The sequence below is a fragment of the Nonomuraea sp. NBC_00507 genome, assembly GCF_036013525.1.
Lineage (GTDB): Bacteria > Actinomycetota > Actinomycetes > Streptosporangiales > Streptosporangiaceae > Nonomuraea.
The window spans coordinates 1,016,531-1,035,080 of sequence record NZ_CP107853.1; the positions used below are offsets into that span (position 1 = coordinate 1,016,531).

The 18,550-nt window shown below is 69.7% G+C and carries 13 protein-coding genes; 8 read left to right on the forward strand and 5 right to left on the reverse strand.

Annotation, left to right across the window (positions count from 1 at the left end; translation table 11 throughout):
* Positions 1-82 precede the first annotated feature (82 nt).
* The 4 genes from OHA25_RS05330 to OHA25_RS05345 all read left to right on the forward strand — a co-directional run bounded on the left by OHA25_RS05330 (position 83) and on the right by OHA25_RS05345 (position 4,920).
* Positions 83-745, forward strand: coding sequence for a response regulator transcription factor (locus OHA25_RS05330; protein WP_327586489.1), 663 nt, complete (start codon positions 83-85; stop codon positions 743-745).
* Positions 742-1,857, forward strand: coding sequence for a sensor histidine kinase (locus tag OHA25_RS05335; protein ID WP_327586490.1), 1,116 nt, complete (start codon positions 742-744; stop codon positions 1,855-1,857). The genes OHA25_RS05330 and OHA25_RS05335 overlap by 4 nt, the downstream gene beginning before the upstream one ends.
* A gap of 81 nt (positions 1,858-1,938) precedes the next feature.
* Complete coding sequence (locus OHA25_RS05340) at positions 1,939-3,009, forward strand: putative RNA methyltransferase (RefSeq protein WP_327586491.1); 1,071 nt, start codon at positions 1,939-1,941, stop codon at positions 3,007-3,009.
* Positions 3,010-3,153: 144 nt separating this feature from the next.
* A complete protein-coding gene (locus OHA25_RS05345) occupies positions 3,154-4,920 on the forward strand; it encodes a S9 family peptidase (RefSeq protein ID WP_327586492.1) in 1,767 nt (588 codons plus the stop codon).
* 122 nt (positions 4,921-5,042) lie between these two features.
* Here OHA25_RS05345 and OHA25_RS05350 read toward each other — a convergent pair whose 3' ends face one another.
* Positions 5,043-6,245 (reverse strand): PP2C family protein-serine/threonine phosphatase, encoded by a 1,203-nt coding sequence (locus OHA25_RS05350; RefSeq protein WP_327586493.1) that lies wholly within the window; start codon positions 6,243-6,245, stop codon positions 5,043-5,045.
* 462 nt (positions 6,246-6,707) lie between these two features.
* Here OHA25_RS05350 and OHA25_RS05355 point away from each other — a divergent pair, with 462 nt between their 5' ends.
* The gene (locus OHA25_RS05355; RefSeq protein ID WP_327586494.1) at positions 6,708-10,886 is read left to right on the forward strand and encodes a HAMP domain-containing protein; all 4,179 of its coding nucleotides are present in this window, start codon (positions 6,708-6,710) and stop codon (positions 10,884-10,886) included.
* Between the two features lie 3 nt (positions 10,887-10,889).
* Positions 10,890-11,519, forward strand: coding sequence for a response regulator (locus OHA25_RS05360; RefSeq protein WP_327586495.1), 630 nt, complete (start codon positions 10,890-10,892; stop codon positions 11,517-11,519).
* 221 nt (positions 11,520-11,740) lie between these two features.
* Here the strand turns inward: OHA25_RS05360 and OHA25_RS05365 are convergent, their stop codons facing one another.
* Together OHA25_RS05365 and OHA25_RS05370 are read right to left on the reverse strand one after the other, a co-directional pair.
* Complete coding sequence (locus tag OHA25_RS05365) at positions 11,741-12,979, reverse strand: NYN domain-containing protein (RefSeq protein WP_327586496.1); 1,239 nt, start codon at positions 12,977-12,979, stop codon at positions 11,741-11,743.
* A 186-nt stretch (positions 12,980-13,165) separates the two neighbouring features.
* Positions 13,166-15,496 carry a sigma-70 family RNA polymerase sigma factor gene (locus OHA25_RS05370; protein ID WP_327586497.1) on the reverse strand — a complete coding sequence of 777 codons (2,331 nt, stop codon included), beginning with the start codon at positions 15,494-15,496 and terminating at the stop codon, positions 13,166-13,168.
* A gap of 143 nt (positions 15,497-15,639) precedes the next feature.
* Between OHA25_RS05370 and pyrE the strand changes: the two genes are divergently transcribed.
* Complete coding sequence (pyrE, locus tag OHA25_RS05375; RefSeq protein ID WP_327586498.1) at positions 15,640-16,173, forward strand: orotate phosphoribosyltransferase; 534 nt, start codon at positions 15,640-15,642, stop codon at positions 16,171-16,173.
* Here pyrE and OHA25_RS05380 read toward each other — a convergent pair.
* Both OHA25_RS05380 and OHA25_RS05385 read right to left on the reverse strand, forming a co-directional pair.
* Positions 16,170-16,616 carry a hypothetical protein gene (locus OHA25_RS05380; RefSeq protein ID WP_327586499.1) on the reverse strand — a complete coding sequence of 149 codons (447 nt, stop codon included), beginning with the start codon at positions 16,614-16,616 and terminating at the stop codon, positions 16,170-16,172. The genes pyrE and OHA25_RS05380 overlap by 4 nt on opposite strands.
* A 53-nt stretch (positions 16,617-16,669) precedes the next feature.
* The gene (locus tag OHA25_RS05385; RefSeq protein WP_305914192.1) at positions 16,670-17,371 is read right to left on the reverse strand and encodes a DedA family protein; all 702 of its coding nucleotides are present in this window, start codon (positions 17,369-17,371) and stop codon (positions 16,670-16,672) included.
* A gap of 142 nt (positions 17,372-17,513) precedes the next feature.
* On the opposite strand from OHA25_RS05385, the gene fbaA reads away from it, so the two are divergent.
* Entirely contained in the window at positions 17,514-18,536 is a 1,023-nt protein-coding gene (gene fbaA / locus OHA25_RS05390; protein WP_305914191.1) for a class II fructose-bisphosphate aldolase, read from the forward strand.
* The last annotated feature ends 14 nt before the right edge of the window (positions 18,537-18,550 follow it).

Sequence of the window (18,550 nt, forward strand, 5' to 3'; positions counted from 1 at the left end):
AACCTGGGATCTGGCATCGTCGAAGCATGGCACCTCGACCCGGCGGCAGATTCGGCCACACGATGACTGGCGGTGAGGGGCGGTGAGGGTCCTCGTCGTCGAGGACTTCGAGGTCCTCGCCCGCTCCATCGGAACCGGGCTGCGCCGCGAGGGCATGGCCGTCGACGTCGTCCTGGATGGAACCGCCGCCCTCGACCGCCTGGCCGCCACCCGCTACGACGTGGTGATCCTCGATCGCGACCTGCCCGGCGTCCACGGAGACGAGATCTGCGGGCGACTCGCCCACGGCCGCTGTGAGACCCGCGTACTGATGCTCACCGCCTCCGGCACGATCGAGGACCGCGTCGACGGGCTCAGCCTCGGCGCCGACGACTACCTGCCCAAGCCGTTCGCGTTCGCCGAACTGGTCGCGCGCGTTCGTGCCCTGGCCCGCCGCGCCACCCCGCCGCTACCGCCCACCCTGACATGCGGGGACATCACCCTCGATCCGGCCCGCCGTGTCGCGTTCCGGGCCGGCCGGCGCCTTGAGCTGAGCCCCAGGGAGTTCGGCCTGCTCGAATGCCTACTCGCCGTACCCGGGCTGGTCATCTCCGCCGAGGAACTGCTCGAACGCGTCTGGGACGAGGCCGCCGACCCCTTCAGCAGCGCCGTGAAGCACACCATGCACCGGCTACGGGCCAAGCTCGGCGACCCGCCCGTGATCGAGACCATCCGCGAAGGCGGCTACCGCATCGGACCGTCATGACCTCCCAGTCGCTCACCAGAAGGTCCCTGCAGACGCGGCTCGCGCTCGCCTACGCGGCGGGCATCTACGCCGCCGGGACCTTCGTGCTCATATTCGTCAACGTCCCGCTGGCCAGCATCCACATGGCCACGCCCAAAGGCCCCTCCTCATCCGGCACGATCGCCGAAGCAGGGCCCGGGATCAGCCTGCCCCAACTCCTCACCGGATCCGCCGTCGCCCTGGTCATACTGATTCCCGTCGCCCTGGCTCTCGGCTGGTACGTCGCCGGCCGGTTCCTGCACCCGCTGCGCGCCATCACCACCACCGCCAAAATCATCTCCGCCGGAAACCTCCACCAGCGCCTCGACCTCGGCGAGCCTGCGGACGAGCTGACCGAACTCGGCAACACCCTCGACGACCTGTTCGCCCGCCTTCAAGCCTCCTTCGACGCCCAACGCCACTTCGTCGCCAACGCCTCCCACGAGCTGCGCACCCCGCTCGCCGGCCTGCGTACCCTCCTCGAAGTCGCCCTCGCCGACCCCGACGCCGACGCCGAGGCCCTGCGCTCGGTCTGCCGGGAGGCCCTCGCTCTGGGCGAACACCAGGAGCGACTCCTCCAAGCGCTGCTCGCTCTGGCCACCAGCGAGTGCGGCGTCACCCGGTGGGACGCCCTCGACCTCACCCAGATCGTCGCAGGAGTGCTCGCCTCCCGCCGCGACCAAGCCACGGAGACAGGCATTGACCTCGCCGAACACCTCACGCCCGCAGTGACGGCCGGGGACCCCAGACTGATCGAAAGCCTCGTCGCCAACCTCATCGACAACGCCATCCGCCACAACCGCCCGGACGGGCACGTAAAGGTCACCACTCAGACCTCCGGCACGGAGGTGGCCCTGACGGTCACCAACAGCGGGCCGGTCATCCCCGGCAACCAGATCCAGCGGCTCTTCCAACCCTTCCAGAAACTGGCGCCCCATCGTCACGGCCACCGCGACGGCTACGGCCTCGGCCTCGCCATCGTCAATGCCGTCACCCAAGCCCACCACGCCACCCTCACCACCAGCGCGCGTCCCGAAGGCGGCCTGTCCATCACCGTGCGGTTCGCCCACGGAGCTCACCCGAACCATCCCTGACGTCTGGGGACGGCTGCTCCCCTTCGGCACCGCTCTCCAGCCCCGATAGGTAACTCCGTGGCGGTGGACCAGAATGGGCACATGCTGGCTGACATCGTCGAATACCTCGTCTGCCCCGTATGCCGCGCCGGCGTGCGACTGGAGGAGCAGGCGCTGCGGTGTGCCGACGGGCACGCGTTCGACGTGGCCAAGCAGGGATACGTCAGCCTCCTCGTCGGCTCCAGACCGCCGGGCACCGCCGACAGCGCGGCGATGGTGGCAGCCAGGGCCGAGTTCCTCGACGCGGGGCACTACGCCCCGCTCGCCGCCGCCGTGGCCGACAGCGTGCTGGAGCACACATCAGGGCAGAACGGTCCACTAGAACGCGAGTCGTCCACCGAAACGAATGACGGCAGCGTGCTGAAGGCGTACCGTGGGGCGGGAATGGAGGCCGGTTACGGCGTGGGACCAGCAGGAGGTCCTGTGTCAGACCGGGACAACGTCGAGGGTCGCCGCGCGGAGGGCAGGACCGCACCGGTGATCGTCGACGCCGGCACGGGAACCGGACACTATCTGGCGACCGTGCTCAATGCCGTGAGCGATGGCATCGGGATGGCGTTCGATGTGTCGAAGCACGCTGTACGCCGGGCGGCGCGGGTGCATCCGAGGGCGGGAGCCTTTGTGGCCGACGTGTGGCGGCCTCTCCCCATCCGGGATGGGGTGGCCGATGTGGTGATCGACGTTTTCGCGCCCAGAAACGGGCCCGAGTTCAGAAGGATCCTGCGGCCGGACGGCGTCGTGGTGGTCGTCACGCCCGCGCGGACACATCTGAGCCCGCTGGTCGAGGAGTTGGGACTGCTTTCCGTGGACGAGGAGAAGGAGCGCAGGGTCGCGCGCAGCATGGAGGGCTTCGCGGAGACCGGGCGGCGCTCGATCGAGTTCGACATGGAGCTGAGCCCCGAGGACATCGCCCAGGTGGTCGGGATGGGCCCGAGTGCCTGGCACGCCGACGTGGCCGACCTTGAGCAACGCATCGCGGGATATGTCTCCCGAAATGCCGCGAAAGTCACGGAAGCCGCAGAAGTCGCGAAAAGTCGGCAGAAAGTAGTGACGCACGCGGCATTTCACCTATCTACCTTCGAGCCCGCACCCCGATCAAGTCCTGTTCCTTGACGGACGTGTGCGACTGGTGTTACTGATGGGGTATTTAGACCGAAATTCCCCCACATTCCTGACGTATTTCCCCGGCGTAGGCGCAATACTGGACGGCATCCCGAGCCGGGACACGCGGGACAGCAATGGGAGGGGGCGCGCCGGATGAAGGCGGAGGAACGCTGGCAGGCCAGGTTCCGGGCCTCGCGCATGACGCTGCCCTCCTGGGCACGTCAGGCTCCGAACCGCTCCATCTACCGCTCCAACGCCACGGGAACGTGGGAGGTCTACGCCTGGGATCGCGTGACGGGCGCCATCCGGCAGGTGACCGACCGGCCCAAGGGCACCGCGTACGCCGCCATCGACCCCACCGGCCAGTGGATCTACTGGTTCGCCGACACCGACGGCGACGAGTTCGGCGGATGGTGGCGCCAGCCGTTCACCGGCGGCCCCGACGAGCCGGTGGCCCCGAGCCTGCCGCCCGGCCAGCCCGGCGGCATCGCGCTGTCCACGACCGGCGTCGCGGCGATCAGCCTGGCCAGCGACAGCACCTTCCGCATCCACCTGGTACGCGAGGGCGAGCCGGACCGGTTGCTCTACGAGCACACCGAGGCCGCCTGGGTGTGCGACATGTCCCTCGACGGCTCGCTCATAGCGATAAATCACGGTGAGTACGGCGATTTCCGTCACCCCGCGCTCCGCGTCGTCCGTGCCAACGGCGAGACCGTCAGCGAGTTGTACGACGGCCCCGGCAAGGGCGTGCTCGGGCTCCACTTCGCCCCTGTCGTGGGCGACCGCCGCCTGCTCGCCCTGCACGAGCGCCGCCAGCGCCACGAGCCCCTGGTCTGGGACCCGGTGACCGGCGAACAGCGCGAGATCTGGCTGAAGGACTCCGGCGACCTGGACGCCGAGTGGTACGACGACGGCCGCGGCCTGCTGATCCTGCGCGAGGACCGGGCCCGCAGCTACCTGCACCGCTACGACCTGGCCGGCGGCGGCCTGACCCTCATCGACACGCCGCACGGCGTGATCGACGAGGCGGCTCCCCGGCCCGGCGGCCACGTCGAATACTCCTGGTCCAGTGCCTCCCGCCCGCCGGTCATCCGCTCCAGCACCGGACAGGTCGTGATCAACCCCGGTGGGCCGCCGGCGCCGCCGAGTGTGCCCCTCGAGGACATCGACGTCGAGGGCGAGGGCGGCCGCATCCACGCGCTGATCTCCCAACCGGAGACCGGCACCGCGCCCCACCCCACGGTCTTCCTGCTGCACCATGGGCCGGCGGCACACGACCGCGACGCGTTCTCGCCCACCGTCGCGGCCTGGGTGGACGCGGGCTTCGCCGTGGTGCGGGTCAACTACCGCGGCTCTACCGGCTACGGCTCGGCCTGGCGCGACGCGCTGCACGGCGACGTGGGGCACATCGAGCTGGCCGACGTGGCCGCCGTACGCCACTGCGTGATCGAGCGCGGCATCGCCGACCCGGACCGTCTGGTGCTGGCCGGCTCGGCGTGGGGCGGCTATCTCACGTTGCTCGGCCTCGGCACCCAACCCGAGTTGTGGGCGGCCGGCATCGCGGCGGTCCCGATCGCCTGCCACCAGACCTCGTACGAGGACGAGGCCGAGAGCCTGCGCGCCTACCACCGCGCGCTGCTCGGCGGCTCACCCGACGAGCAGCCCGAGCGGTATGCCACCAGCTCCCCGATCACGTACGCCGACCAGGTGAAGGCCCCTCTGCTGATCCTCGCCGGCGAGAACGACACGCGCTGCCCGCTCCGCCAGATCGAGAAGTACGTGGCCACGCTTGCCGAGCACGGCCGCGAGCATGAGGTCTACACCTACGACGCCATTCGCGGCTCGCTCGTGGTGTCGGAGCGGATCGCGCAGATCGCGGTGCAGCTCGAATTCGCGCGAAAGCACGTGAATGCACACTGAGGTTGACAGGTTGTAAGGACTTGCAGGCCCGACAGTCTTGACCGTCGGGCCTGACCGCTGTCACGATCGCGCGCACCGCCGTACATCGGGAGGTCCTCATCGAGCACCACGCCGCCCACGCGTCAGCGTGCGCGCAGCACCACGATGGCGAGGTCGTCGGCGCTCGGCTCGGAGGCGAACTCGGCCGCGCCCCTGCGGATGCGCTCGGCCACCGCCCTGGCCGACAGCCCGGCGCACTCGGCGAGCAGCTTGGCCAGGCCGCCGTCGTCGTCGAGCAGGCGACCGCCGGAGCGCCGCTCGGTCACCCCGTCCGTGACGGCCAGCAGCACGTCGCCGTGGTCGAGATGGAGGGTGTCGGCCTCGAACACGACCTCATGGAAGACCCCGAGCAACGACTGCGGCGTAGTGACGGTCTCGACCTTGCCGTTCGGTTTGAGCCGCAGCGCCTCGGGATGCCCCGCCGACACCAGGCGGACCTCCAGACCGGTCTCCACGGGGGTGATGTCGCCGTGCAGCAGCGTGAGGAACCTGGCCCGCTCCCCCTCCTCCAGGATCGCCTGGTTGAGCCGGCCGAGCACGGCGGCCACCCCATATCCCTCCCGCGCCAGCAGCCGCAGCGTGTGCCGGGCGAGGCCGGTCACGGCCGCGGCCTCCGGGCCGGTGCCGCAGACGTCACCGATCGCGAAGCGCCACGAGTCGTCGCCCGCCTTGAACAGGTCGTAGAAGTCGCCGCCGACCTCGTTGACCTCGCCGGCGGGCTCGTAGATGACACCGTAGTCGAGCCCCGGCACGTCGGGTTCGTTGGGCGGGAGCAGGCTGCGCTGCAGCGCCCGGTTGGCGGCGGCCTGCTGGGCGTAGAGCCTGGCGTTGTCCATGGCAAGCGCGGCGCGCCTGCCGATGTCGTCGGCGAACTGGATGACGTCGTCACGGAACCGGTCGGGCCGCCCCAGGCACATCATGCCGAGACTGCGCCCGCGCGCCGTCAGCGGCACCGCCAGCACCTGCGAGTCGGCCAGGTGAAGGGTGGAGGTGACGCTGGTGCCGGCGGCCCCGACGTCCATGTCCGCCAGCTGCTCGCGCAGCCCGTCGATCCTGGCTTCGTCGGCATGCCACAGATAGACCAGCCGCAGCGGTCCGGCGGCGCCGTCGGAGGTGTAGACGGCGCACCAACTCGCCAACCTCGGCACCACAATCTGGGCGATGATCGCCGGCACCATGTCGGGGTCGAGAGTGCCTGCCAGCAAGTCGCTCGCGTCAGCCAGGAACCCCAGCCAATGAGGTCCGGTGGACCTCTCCTCCAGCCATTCGGCTGCCACCCTGTCCACGGAGCCAGGTAGCGTGAGCCTAGCCCAATGGACACGGGAATCGCCCGCGAAGGTGACTCCCCACTCTTCCACGTTCGAGGAAGGAGCTTTCGGATCACTCTGGGAGACGCTTCGTTGCCGGAATTCGATCTGTACAGCGTTCCCGAAATGCTTCCAAATGACCTCAAATGGCTCGTCAGCGACCTGCTCGGCCAAGTCCCCTGCGACTTGCTCGGCAGTATGGAGCACGCCACCAGTGGCCCACGCGGTCATCACCTCACGCGTGAACCTCATCGCAGCCGTCACAGCGGTCTCGCCGGGCGCGAACGTCGCGGCCAGCACCGCATGGGGAGAAGCAGTCATCCCACCGTGCCTACCACACTTCCCACTGACTTGGGGTAAATCCAAGGACAGGACTACGAGCTACTCATCGTGACAGACTTGAATCACTCGCCGAGGCAGGCAGCGAGTGAAGGAGGCCCCATGACCACGGCCAAGGCCGCGCTAAGCCCCGAGGAGAGGACGTACACCGAATCGGATCTCGTGCCCGTCCTGGAGACCCTTTTCTCTTGGCGTGACGGTGACTTCCGGCGTCGGGTGCCTCATGCGCCTCCCGGCATTCTCAGCGAGATACGGCTGCTGCTCAACGAGGTGGCCGATCGTCGCGAGCATCTGTCCAACGAGCTCGTACGCGTCCGTAAGGAAGTGGTCAAGGAGGGCCGGTTCAGCGAGCGGCTGACGCCCGGCCCCGGCGTGGGCGCGTGGGCGGAGAGCGTCGAGTCGGTCAACCAGCTGATCGAGGCCCTGGTGAGCCCGGTGAGCGGCGCGGCCGATGTGATCGACGCGGTCGCCAAGGGTGATCTCTCGCGCCGCATCGACCTCGACCGGTCGGCCCGTGGCGAGGTGCGCCGCCTGGGCAAGGCCATCAACGGCATGGTGGATCAGCTGGCGCTGTTCAACTCCGAGGTGACCAGGGTGGCCCGCGAGGCCGGCACCGAGGGCCGCCTCGGCGGCAGTGCCAACCTGCGCGGCATGTCGGGCAGCTGGCGCGACCTCACCGAGGCCGTCAACACGATGTCTTCGCGCGTGGCCGCGCAGGTGCGCGACATCGCGGTCGTGACCACGGCGGTGGCCAAGGGCGACCTGAGCCGCAAGGTGACGGTCGACGCCGTGGGCGAGATGTTCGAGCTGAAGAACACCGTCAACACCATGGTGGACCAGCTGTCCGGCTTCGCCGAGGAGGTCACCCGAGTCGCCCGCGAGGTCGGCACCGAAGGCCAGCTCGGCGGCCAGGCGCAGGTCACCGGCGTGTCCGGGGTCTGGAAGGACCTGACGGACAACGTCAACTTCATGGCCAACAACCTGACCTCTCAGGTGCGCAGCATCGCGACCGTGGCGACGGCGGTGGCCCAGGGCAACCTGTCGAAGAAGATCACCGTCGACGCGCAGGGCGAGATCCTCCAGCTGAAGGACACCCTCAACACGATGGTGGACCAGCTGTCCTCCTTCGCCGACGAGGTCACCCGCGTGGCCCGCGAGGTCGGCACCGAAGGAAAGCTCGGCGGCCGCGCCGAGGTGAAGGGCGTGTCGGGCGTCTGGAAGGACCTCACCGACAACGTCAACTCCATGGCCAACAACCTCACCTATCAGGTGCGGAACATCGCCCAGGTGACCACGGCCGTCGCCAACGGCGACCTCACCCGCAAGATCGACGTGGACGCCCAGGGCGAGATCCTGGAGCTCAAGTCGACCATGAACACGATGGTCGAGCAGCTGTCGTCGTTCGCCTCCGAGGTGACCCGAGTCGCCCGCGAGGTGGGCACCGAGGGCCAGCTGGGCGGCCAGGCGCAGGTCCGCGGTGTGTCCGGGGTCTGGAAGGACCTGACGGACAACGTCAACTCGATGGCCAACAACCTGACCTCTCAGGTGCGCCAGATCGCGGCCGTCTCGTCCGCGGTGGCCCAGGGCAACCTGTCGAAGAAGATCACCGTCGACGCCCAGGGCGAGATGTTGCAGCTCAAGGACACCCTCAACACGATGGTGGACCAGCTGTCGTCCTTCGCCTCCGAGGTGACCCGAGTCGCCCGCGAGGTGGGCACCGAGGGCCAGCTGGGCGGCCAGGCGCGGGTGCAGGGCGTGTCCGGTGTGTGGAAGGACCTCACCGACAACGTCAACTTCATGGCCAACAACCTGACTTACCAGGTGCGCAACATCGCCGAGGTGACCACCGCGGTCGCCAACGGCGATCTCATGCGCAAGATCGACGTGGACGCCCAGGGCGAGATCCTGGCACTGAAGACCACCATCAACCGCATGGTGGACCAGCTGTCGTCCTTCGCCTCCGAGGTCACCCGAGTCGCCCGCGAGGTGGGCTCGGAGGGCCAGCTGGGCGGCCAGGCCCGGGTCGAGGGCGTCGAGGGCACGTGGAAGCGGCTCACCGAGAGCGTCAACGAGCTGGCCGGCAACCTCACCACGCAGGTGCGTGCGATCGCGACCGTGACCAGCGCCGTGGCGCGCGGCGACCTGACCCGCTCGATCGCCGTCGAGGCACAGGGCGAGCTGGCGGAGCTGAAGGACAACATCAACTCGATGGTGGCCAACCTCCGCGAGACCACCCAGGCCAACCAGGAGCAGGACTGGCTCAAGTCCAACCTGGCCCGCATCTCCCGGCTCATGCAGGGCCACCGCGACCTCTACGAGGTGGCCAAGCTGACGATGAGCGAGCTGACGCCGCTGGTGTCGGCCCGCTACGGCGCCTTCTACGGCATCGACCCCGAGGGCGACCACGAGCTGGTGCTGATCGGCGGCTACGGCGTGCGTCCCGACCGGGCGCCGCGTCAGCGCTTCGCGATCGGCGAGGGCATCGTCGGCCAGGCCGCGGCCGAAGGCCGGCCCATCGTGCTCGACGACGTGCCGCCCCAGTTCATCACCATCGACAGCGGGCTCAGCCAGTCCACGCCCGCGCAGATCGTGGTGCTGCCGATCCTGTTCGAGAGCCGCGTGCTCGGCGCGCTGGAGCTGGCCTCGTTCACCCCGTTCGGCGAGGTGCACCTGGACTTCCTGCGGCAACTCGTCGAGACCATCGGTGTCACGATGAACACGATCATCGCCAACTCCCGCACCGAGGACCTGTTGACCGAGTCGCAGCGGCTCACCCGCGAGCTGCAGGAGCGCTCGGACGAGCTGCAGCGCCAGCAGGAGGAGCTGCGCAGGTCCAACGCCGAGCTGGAGGACAAGGCGGCGCTGCTGGCCAAGCAGAACCGCGCGATCGAGATCCAGAACTTCCAGATCGAGCAGGCCCGCCGCACGCTGGAAGAGCGCGCGGAGCAGCTCGCGGTGTCCTCGCGCTACAAGTCCGAGTTCCTCGCGAACATGTCGCACGAGCTGCGCACGCCGCTCAACAGCCTGCTGGTGCTGGCCAAGCTGCTGACCGAGAACGCCGAGGGCAACCTGACCTCGCAGCAGGTCGAGTTCGCCCGTACGATCCACAGCGCCGGATCGGCGCTGCTCCAGCTGATCAACGACATGCTCGACCTGTCGAAGGTCGAGGCGGGCCGGATGGACATCCACCCTATCCAGGTGTCGCTGCCCAAGATGGTCGATCTGCTCGAAGCGGCGTTCGCGCCACTCGCTCAGGACAAGGGCCTGTCGTTCAGCGTGGACGTCGAATCCGATGTTCCGAACGAGTTGCGCGCCGACGAGCAGCGGCTGCAACAGGTGCTGCGTAACCTGCTGTCCAACGCGGTGAAGTTCACGCCGCGGGGCGAGGTGAAGCTGCGGGTCGCGGTGGCGCCGCCCGGGGTGGACTTCGACGACGATACGCTGCACGACGCCAGGGACCTGCTGGCGTTCCAGGTGATCGACACCGGCATCGGCATCGCGCCAGACAAGCGGGACGTGATCTTCGAGGCGTTCCGGCAGGCCGACGGCACGACGAGCAGGAAATACGGCGGCACGGGCCTGGGCCTGGCCATCTGCCGGGACATCGCCAGGCTGCTCGGCGGCGAGATCCACGTGGACAGCGAGCTCGGCAAGGGCAGCACGTTCACGCTCTACCTGCCGGCCTCGTACACCGGGCCGCTGGCCGCCACGGACGGGAGCGCGGGACGTCGGCAGCTGATGGCCTCGCCCGCGGACGAGCCTGCCACCGTCACCGTGCCCGAGCCGCCGATGCCGCTCGATCTGCCGATGCCCGAGCTGGTCGAGCCGCCGATCGAGACGCCTGTCCAGTGGCAGGGTGACGACCCGCTCAGCGGCGCGAAGATCCTCATCGTGGACGACGACATCCGCAACGTGTTCGCGCTGACCAGCGTGCTGGAGCGACACGGCTCTACAGTCGTCTACGCTGAGAACGGCCGGGAGGGGATCGAGCAGCTCGAACGAAACGAGGACGTCGCGCTCGTGCTGATGGACATCATGATGCCAGAGATGGACGGCTGGGCCACGACCTCGGCGATCCGGCGCATGCCGCAGTTCGCCGACCTGCCGATCATCGCGTTGACGGCCAAGGTCATGCGGGGCGACCGGGAGAAGAGCATCGCGTCGGGCGCGTCGGACTACGTGCCCAAGCCGGTCGACGTCGACCGCCTGCTCGAGCGCCTGCGCGGCTGGCTGAGCCGCGGCCGAGGGGCCACTTCTGACTCATCAGCCGAAGGGTCGTGATCGATGGCGGAGCGAGCGAAGATCCTCCTGGTAGACGACCGCGAGGAAAACCTCATCGCGCTTGAAGCCATCCTCAGCTCGCTCGACCTGGTGCCGGTACGCGCCCGGTCGGGCGAGGAGGCGCTGAAAGCACTGCTCAACACCGAGTTCGCGCTCATCCTGCTCGACGTGCGGATGCCGGGCATGGATGGGTTCGAGACGGCTGCGCACATCAAGCGGCGCGAGCGGACCAGGAACATTCCGATCATCTTCCTGACCGTGGTGGACAGCGCGCCCGACTACGCCTTCCGCGGCTACGCGGCAGGTGCGGTGGACTATCTGACCAAGCCGTTCGACCCGTGGGTGTTGCGGGCGAAGGTGTCGGTGTTCACCGAGCTCTACAACATGAACAAGCGGCTGGCCGAGCAGGCGTCCCTGCTCCGCGACCGGCTCACCGGCGAGCTGCCGGCCGGGGCCGGTGATCAGGCGTCGGTGCTGCCGGAGCTGTCGCGGCGGCTGACGGCCGTGGAGGATGAGCTGGCCCGGATTCGGGAGCTGGCCCGCAAGTCCCAGGACCCGGCGCTGGCCGCGCCGCTCTCGGACCTCACCGACCGCCTGACGCATTTGCGCGCCGGCTTCGACGCCCTGTCCTGACCCGGCACACTCCCGGGACGCCGCAGCGCAGGCCAGCAGCGCGTCGCCCAGGCGACACGGGCGCACCCTCATGACGCCGGGGCGGCGGGATAGGGCACGGCCCGCGCAACACGGCACGCGCAACACGGCACGCGCAACACGGCACGGCGCAGGCGAGGGGTGGCCGGAAGGCGGCGGAGCGCGGCCGGAGGAAGACGTGCCGACGGGACAGAAGGGGTGGGTCAGTGGCGGGCGCGTTCGAGGGCGTCCCAGAAGCCGCGCCGCAACGCGTGCCGTACCTCATCATGCAGCAGGAAATCGATCGGCAACGACGACCCCTGAAGCAGCCGTGCCTCCAGGTCGGACGGCATGCGCGGCTTGCGGGCCAGCACCGCCTCCAGCCACAGCGCCGGCGCGTCCCTGGCCACGGACTCGCCGAAGTCGTGCCCTTCCCGGTGGGCGGCCTTGACCGCGTCGGACAGCGTGGTGGCGCCCGCGGTCGCGGCGGGTGGCGGCGTGACGGGCGCGGGCTGCGGCCCGGTGTACGGCCCCAGCTGCGACGGCTGGTAAGTGCCCCCACTCGACGGCGAGGCGAACTGCCCGGTGCTGGGCGACTGGGCTGACTGCTGGGCCTGCATGGGCCCGGTCGCCGGGGCCGACGGCTGCTCCGCCTGCTGGTAGCTGGCATAGGTGGGCAACGAGGGCGGCGTCGACGACGCGTGCCCGCGCCCCGACGACACCGGCCCGTTGGAGGACGGCTGGCTGCTCGACGTGGAAGAGGATGACGAGCCCGCGGCATGGCTGCCGGTGGACGGCGTGGCCGGGGGCAGTGACGACGGCAACGAGGACGGAGGCAGGGAGGAGGACGGCGAAGGCGGCAGCGAGTGCGTGGCCTGACCGTTGCTGAGCGGCTGGTGGTGCCCGTTGGAGGCCGACTCGGTGACACCGGTCACCAGGGAGACGTAAGGCCGCAGGTGGGCGGAGCCCACCTCGACCAGATCGTCGCACTCCTGCCGGAGCGAGCGGGAGACGGCCCAGCCGCCGTCGGCCGCGATGTGGATGACGCTCACCCTGATGCCGAGGTCCTGCGCGTCGCACACGACCTGCGCCAGGTCCTCGTCCCCGCTCACGACCACCGCGTCGCAGATGGCGTTGTTGCGGGCGAGCGTCATGAGATCACGGTGGACCTGGGCGTCGACGCCCTCGCGACGGCCCGGCCTGATCCGTGACAGCCTGAGCTTGAGTCCGGGTATGTCGGCCAACGCGTCGTGCTCCGGCGTGCGGCGGCCTTCGACCGTCGCCTCGTACCAATAGCACCGAAGCAGCGGCAGGCCGGTGCGCTCGCGCGACAGGCTGGTCATCAGCTGGAGCAGGCCCGGGTAATCCCAGGCGACCGCTTCGCGATGACGCGTGCCGTGCACGGCCATCGCGCCATCAGCCAGCAGATAGCCGGCGTCTACGAACAGCGCACAGCGATCCACTGACACCGCCCCTTTCCTGGTGGTCCGACCTTGCTGGCTCTGCACCGTCAGAGACCGGACTCGGCGGCCCTCTCTCAGGGTAATGAAAGCTGGTGATCGTGCGAGGGTTAATGCCGACGATTCGACGCCTGCCCGCCGATGCACCAGACCGTCTAGGCAGACCGTACCAGTTTGTCCCGTTCGCGGTCACGAGCGCGCACGCACGCTCAATGCGGCGACCCCGAACAGGACGACGTCCTTGTCCGTGGCGATCGTCAGTCCCGGATCCACTCCGAGCTCGGCGCCGACCGTGTCGACGTCGACCCCGAACGCCATGTCCGCGGCACCGCTCGACGAGCCGTCGAAGACGTTGGCGGGATCGCGGTCGCCGCCCGCGGGGGTGAGGGCGCCGGAGCCGAGCGAGACCTTGTCGCCCGCGAGGTCGGCGTCGCCCTCCCAGGTGACCAGTTCGAGCCTGGCCGGAGCGGCCGCGGGGGTCAGGCCCCCGAGCGGTAGGCGTACACGCCCTGCCCGGCCGCCGATCACGGTGGCCGTGTCGAGCACAACGGCCTGGCTGTACGGCTCCGACGGGTCGGCGACGATCAGCACCAGGCTCCAGCCGGCATACCGCGCCACCCCCTCCTCCATCGGCGCGTCGGCCGCCCACCATGTGCCGCTCCTGCGTACGCCGGCGACCAGCCGGCTCACGTCGGCGAACGCCTGGTAGACGGGGCCGGCGGGGAGCTCGCGGACGGCCACGTGAGAGGGCCGGACCGGCACGTAATCCGGCCGCCCGGGCGGGCGGACCTTGATGGGCCCGGCCCGCTCGCCGCTCGCCGACCAGTAGAGCCCGGCCCACACGACCCGGCTGCCCTTCGGCAGCGACAGCTCGGCCGCGCTGGAGGAGGTGGTGTCCGCCGCGCCGTCCCGGTCGAGCGCGGTCATCGGCCACAGGTCGTTGTCGCGCTGGTCGCCCTCGCGCCGCCGGGCGGGCACGCAGCCCGCCAGCTCCTCGGGGCAGGTCAGCAGCGAGTTGCCGATCGCCCTGACGGTCACCTTGCCCTCGGTGGCGAACCTGGCCGGCGCCCCGGACGCGCGTACGCCTTCCTCGGCCCGCGCCGTGACCCGCAGCGCGCCGGCCTCGACGCGCACGGCGGGCCCCGCGCCCTCCGGCGCCTCGCCGGCGACGAGGACCCGCAGGAACACCGCCGTGCCCTGGCCTGCCGCGAGCGACTCCCTGGTGCACCGCGCGCCGCCGCCGGCCGGGCGGCAGGCCCAGCCGTCAACCGTGCCCACGGGCCCGGCGAGGGAGGCGGTCTGGTGACGGCGTGCCGCCGGGATGAGCCGCACGCCCCGCGGCAGGTCCACGGTCGCCGCCAAGGCCTGGCTGGGCGCGTCGCCGTCGTTGCGCAGGCGGATGCCGACGATGCCGGGCTGAGCGCGTACGAGTGCGCCGAGCGGGTCGATCGTGGCCCGCAGCCTCGCCTTGCCCGGCTGCCGCTCGGTCTTGGCCGGCGGCGGGACCCGCGCGGGCTCCTCTCTGGGCTCGGGCCGCGCCTGCAGCGCCGATGGCGGCGGCTGGGCGATCGGCGCGGGCTCGGGCGTGTCGATCGGCCGTGCCTCGGATATCAGCAGAAGCGCGATGGCTGCGGCGAGGACGACGGCCATGCCACCGGCCAGCGCGGCCTGCTGGTGCTTGGGCGCCCGCCACAGCCACGCCGAGACCCGCAGCAACCCGCCCACGCGCCCGCCGACCGCCGGCTTGGCGAGGGCGGCAGCGTAGCCGCCGAAGAGCGGCCCGGCGATCAGCGGTCCGACGATGACCCGCAGCCCGCGGTTGACATCGCCCAGCTCCAGCAGGACCCCGTGGCACTCCTCACAGCCGCTCACATGCTCGTCGACCGCCTTGGCGTCGCGCCTGGTCAGCCCGCCCCTGACGTAGGAGCCCAGCTTGCCGAGAACGGGACGGCACTCGGGCCGCGGCTGCGTGCCCAGATGCAGCTGCAGGTAAGCCTGCCGAAGCCCCTCCCTGGCCCGGTACGTCAGCGCCGCCACGCCGTTGGCCGACAGCCCCAGCAGCGGCGCCACCTCGGCCTGCTTGCTCCGCTCCACCTCGATGTGCCAGAGCACCGCCCGCCACCGCTCGGGCAACGACAGGTATGCCCTGGCGATCGGCGACGTCTCCAGCCCCATGAGCGCGGGATCCACGAACGGCATCCCGGGGTCGTAGTCCTCGATCTCCTCCGTGCTCAGTGGGCGGCCCTCGATCCTGGACCGGTCGCGGACCGTGCGCCGCACCACGGTCAGCAGGTAGGTGCGGAAGCCGGCCTCGGGACCCGCGCCCCTGCCGACCAGGTCGAGGATCTTGGTGAACGCCTCGGCGATCACGTCCTCGGCCTCGGTGCTCTTGACGAGCTGCCGGGCCAGCGCACGGGCCGCGGCGACGTGGCGCTCGTAGAGCTGCCCGTAAGCGGATGCGTTGCCCTCCCTGACGGCCTGCAGGAGCTCTGCGTCGCTTTGTGGCGATTCGACACCCATAGTGACCTCACGATTACGCGGGGTTGCCCGGCGCAATCATTCCGCATAACCCGTCACGACTAAACCGCGACGCGGTCTTTACCGCCCGGCGAGCGTCCCCCACGGCAAGCTCGCACCCTGGTCAGGACCCTAAGCTTGGACGCATGACAGATCGCGACAACCTGGTGGCCGAGATCAAGAAGAAGGCCGTCGTCCACGGCAAGGTCACGCTCTCCTCCGGCATAGAGGCCGACTACTATCTCGACCTGCGGCGGATCACGCTCGACGGCGTGGCCGCGCCCCTCGTCGGCAAGGTGATGCTCGACCTGACCGAGGATCTCGACTACGACGCGGTGGGCGGGCTCACGCTGGGGGCCGATCCCATTGCGGCCGCGATGCTGCATGCCGCGGCGGCGCGGGGACGCGTGCTGGACGCGTTCGTGGTGCGCAAGGCGATGAAGGAGCACGGCCTGCAGCGCAGAATCGAGGGGCCCGAGGTGAAGGGGCGGCGGGTGCTCGCGCTCGAGGACACCTCCACGACCGGCGCGTCGGTGCTGACCGCCGTGGAGGCGCTGCGGGAGGCCGGGGCCGAGGTGGTGGCCGTGGCCACGATCGTGGACCGCGGAGCGCACGAGCGCATCGTCGGCGCGGGACTCGAATACCGCACCGCCTTCACCCCGCAGGAGCTGGGCCTCTAGCCGGGCGCGCGGGCGGTGAACGCCTGCCTGGCGCCCTGCTCCCCCTGCTCGCGCCGCTTGCCGTTCTCGGTGACGCGGACCGTGCCCGCGTCGCTGAGCACCACGTCCAGCTCGGGCTCGAAGTAGCTGACCTCCTCGCCCTTGCTCATCTCACGGTGCTGGAGCACGTCGCCGCCCGGCACCCGTACGGTGACGGTGGGGCAGGTTTGGGCCAGGCACTCGATGTGCACCGTCGGCACCTGGACGGTGTCCTCCCGGCCGGCGGTGCCGGCGGTGGCGAGGGCGGTCGCGGTGGCGCGCTCGCGCTCGGCCTGGGTCGGCGCGTCGAGCGAGGCGAGCAGCGCGCGACCGCCTATGACCAGGAGTGTCACCACGGCCACGACCGCCAGGACGGCGAGCGCCAGGCGGGCGAGGCCCATCGGATCTGACCTGTGGCGTCCCACAGTGGGCAGCGTACCGTGACGTATGCCACTCCTACCGGTAGTCGCCTACGCCGTCAGGACGGATCGCCCACGCGGTGGTGTTTGCCGTTGGGCACGGGGAGCCGCTTGGCCTCGCGGCGCTTCTTGACGACCTCGACGAAGATCGGGATCAGCGAGATGAGCACGATGAGGAAGACGCCCGGCAGGATGTATTTGTCGATCTCCTTGGGGTCGACCTGGCCGCCGAGGAAGTGGCCGACCAGGAGCAGGCTCTCGACCCAGAAGACGCCGCCGATGACGTTCCACAGGAAGAACCGTTTGGGCGGCATCTCCAGCACGCCGGCCACGGGATTCATGAACGTGCGGACGATCGGCACGAACCTGGCCAGAATCACCGCCTTGGCCGGACCGAACTTCTCGAAGAACTCCTCGGCCCTGAGCACGTGCTCCCGCTTGAACAAGCGTGAATCCGGCTTGTCAAAGAGTTTGCGGCCGAATCGGAGACCCAGGAAATGCCCGAGCTGGGCTCCCGCGATCGCGCACAGCGGGGTGCCGATCAACAGGACCGGCAGCGAGAGCGGCTCGATGCCCATTCCCGCGGCCACCGAGGCCGAGCTGAAAATCCCCGCGGCCACCAGCAGCGAGTCGCCGGGCAAGAAGAACCCGAGCAGCAGACCCGTTTCAGCGAAGATGATGGCCAGGACGCCGACCGTGGCGAAAGCGCCAAGAATCGTGAGCCACCACGTCGGGTCGAGGAGATTCAAAAGCCAGTCCACGCCGAGAGCCTACCCGGAGCGGGCATGCCTGGCGTGACCATCGAGCGCGCGCCTTCAACAACGCGTTGTATCTACCACACGGGGTAGTGAGCCGGGATACTGGGCCCTGGCGCGAAGCCGTAACTTCTCAGGGAGATGAATCATGCCTATTGCGACTCCAGAGGTCTACGCTGAGATGCTCGACCGGGCCAAGGCCGGCGGATTCGCCTACCCGGCGATCAACGTGACCTCGTCTCAGACGCTGAATGCCGCTCTGCGCGGCTTCGCCGAGGCCGAGAGCGACGGCATCGTTCAGGTCTCCACCGGCGGCGCCGAGTTCCTGTCCGGCGCCACCGTCAAGGACATGGTCGCCGGGGCGACGGCACTGGCCGAGTACGCCCGGATCGTGGCCGCGAAATACCCCGTCACGGTGGCGTTGCACACCGACCACTGCCCCAAGGACAAGCTCGACGGCTTCATGCGGCCGCTGATCGACATCTCCCTGGAGCGGGTCTCCAAGGGCCTGGACCCGCTCTTCCAGTCCCACATGTGGGACGGCTCGGCCGTGCTGCTGGAGGAAAACCTGGAGATCGCCAAGGAGCTCCTGGACAAGTGCGCGCGGGCCCGGATCATCATGGAGATGGAGATCGGCGTCGTCGGCGGCGAGGAAGACGGCGTCGTCGGCGAGATCAACGAGAAGCTCTACACGACCGCCGAGGACGCGCTGGCGACCGCCGAGGCCGTCGGCATCGGGGAGCAGGGCCGCTACATGCTGGCCGCCACGTTCGGCAACGTGCACGGCGTCTACAAGCCGGGCCACGTCAAGCTGCGGCCGAGCGTGCTTAAGGAGATCCAGGACGCGGTCGGCGCCAAATACGGCAAGGACAAGCCGTTCGACCTGGTCTTCCACGGCGGCTCCGGCTCGCTGCTCTCGGAGATCCACGAGGCGATCTCCTACGGCGTCGTCAAGATGAACGTCGACACCGACACCCAATACGCCTTCACCAGGCCGATCGCGGACCACATGTTCCGCAACTACGACGGCGTGCTCAAGGTGGACGGCGACGTGGGCAACAAGAAGTCCTACGACCCGCGCGCGTACGGCAAGGCCGCGGAGGCCGGGATGGCCGCGCGTGTCGTGGAGGCGTGCGAGAGCCTGAAGAGCGCTGGGACGAAGATCTCCTAGCCATCACGGCGGCC

Excerpts from the sequence above, each read along its gene's own strand:
- OHA25_RS05335 (WP_327586490.1), top strand. The coding sequence starts at position 742 with ATGACCTCCCAGTCGCTCACCAGAAGGTCCCTGCAGACGCGGCTCGCG.
- OHA25_RS05340 (WP_327586491.1), top strand. The coding sequence starts at position 1,939 with ATGCTGGCTGACATCGTCGAATACCTCGTCTGCCCCGTATGCCGCGCC.
- OHA25_RS05345 (WP_327586492.1), top strand. The coding sequence starts at position 3,154 with ATGAAGGCGGAGGAACGCTGGCAGGCCAGGTTCCGGGCCTCGCGCATG.
- OHA25_RS05355 (WP_327586494.1), top strand. The coding sequence starts at position 6,708 with ATGACCACGGCCAAGGCCGCGCTAAGCCCCGAGGAGAGGACGTACACC.
- OHA25_RS05360 (WP_327586495.1), top strand. The coding sequence starts at position 10,890 with ATGGCGGAGCGAGCGAAGATCCTCCTGGTAGACGACCGCGAGGAAAAC.
- OHA25_RS05370 (WP_327586497.1), bottom strand. The coding sequence starts at position 15,496 with ATGGGTGTCGAATCGCCACAAAGCGACGCAGAGCTCCTGCAGGCCGTC.
- pyrE (WP_327586498.1), top strand. The coding sequence starts at position 15,640 with ATGACAGATCGCGACAACCTGGTGGCCGAGATCAAGAAGAAGGCCGTC.
- fbaA (WP_305914191.1), top strand. The coding sequence starts at position 17,514 with ATGCCTATTGCGACTCCAGAGGTCTACGCTGAGATGCTCGACCGGGCC.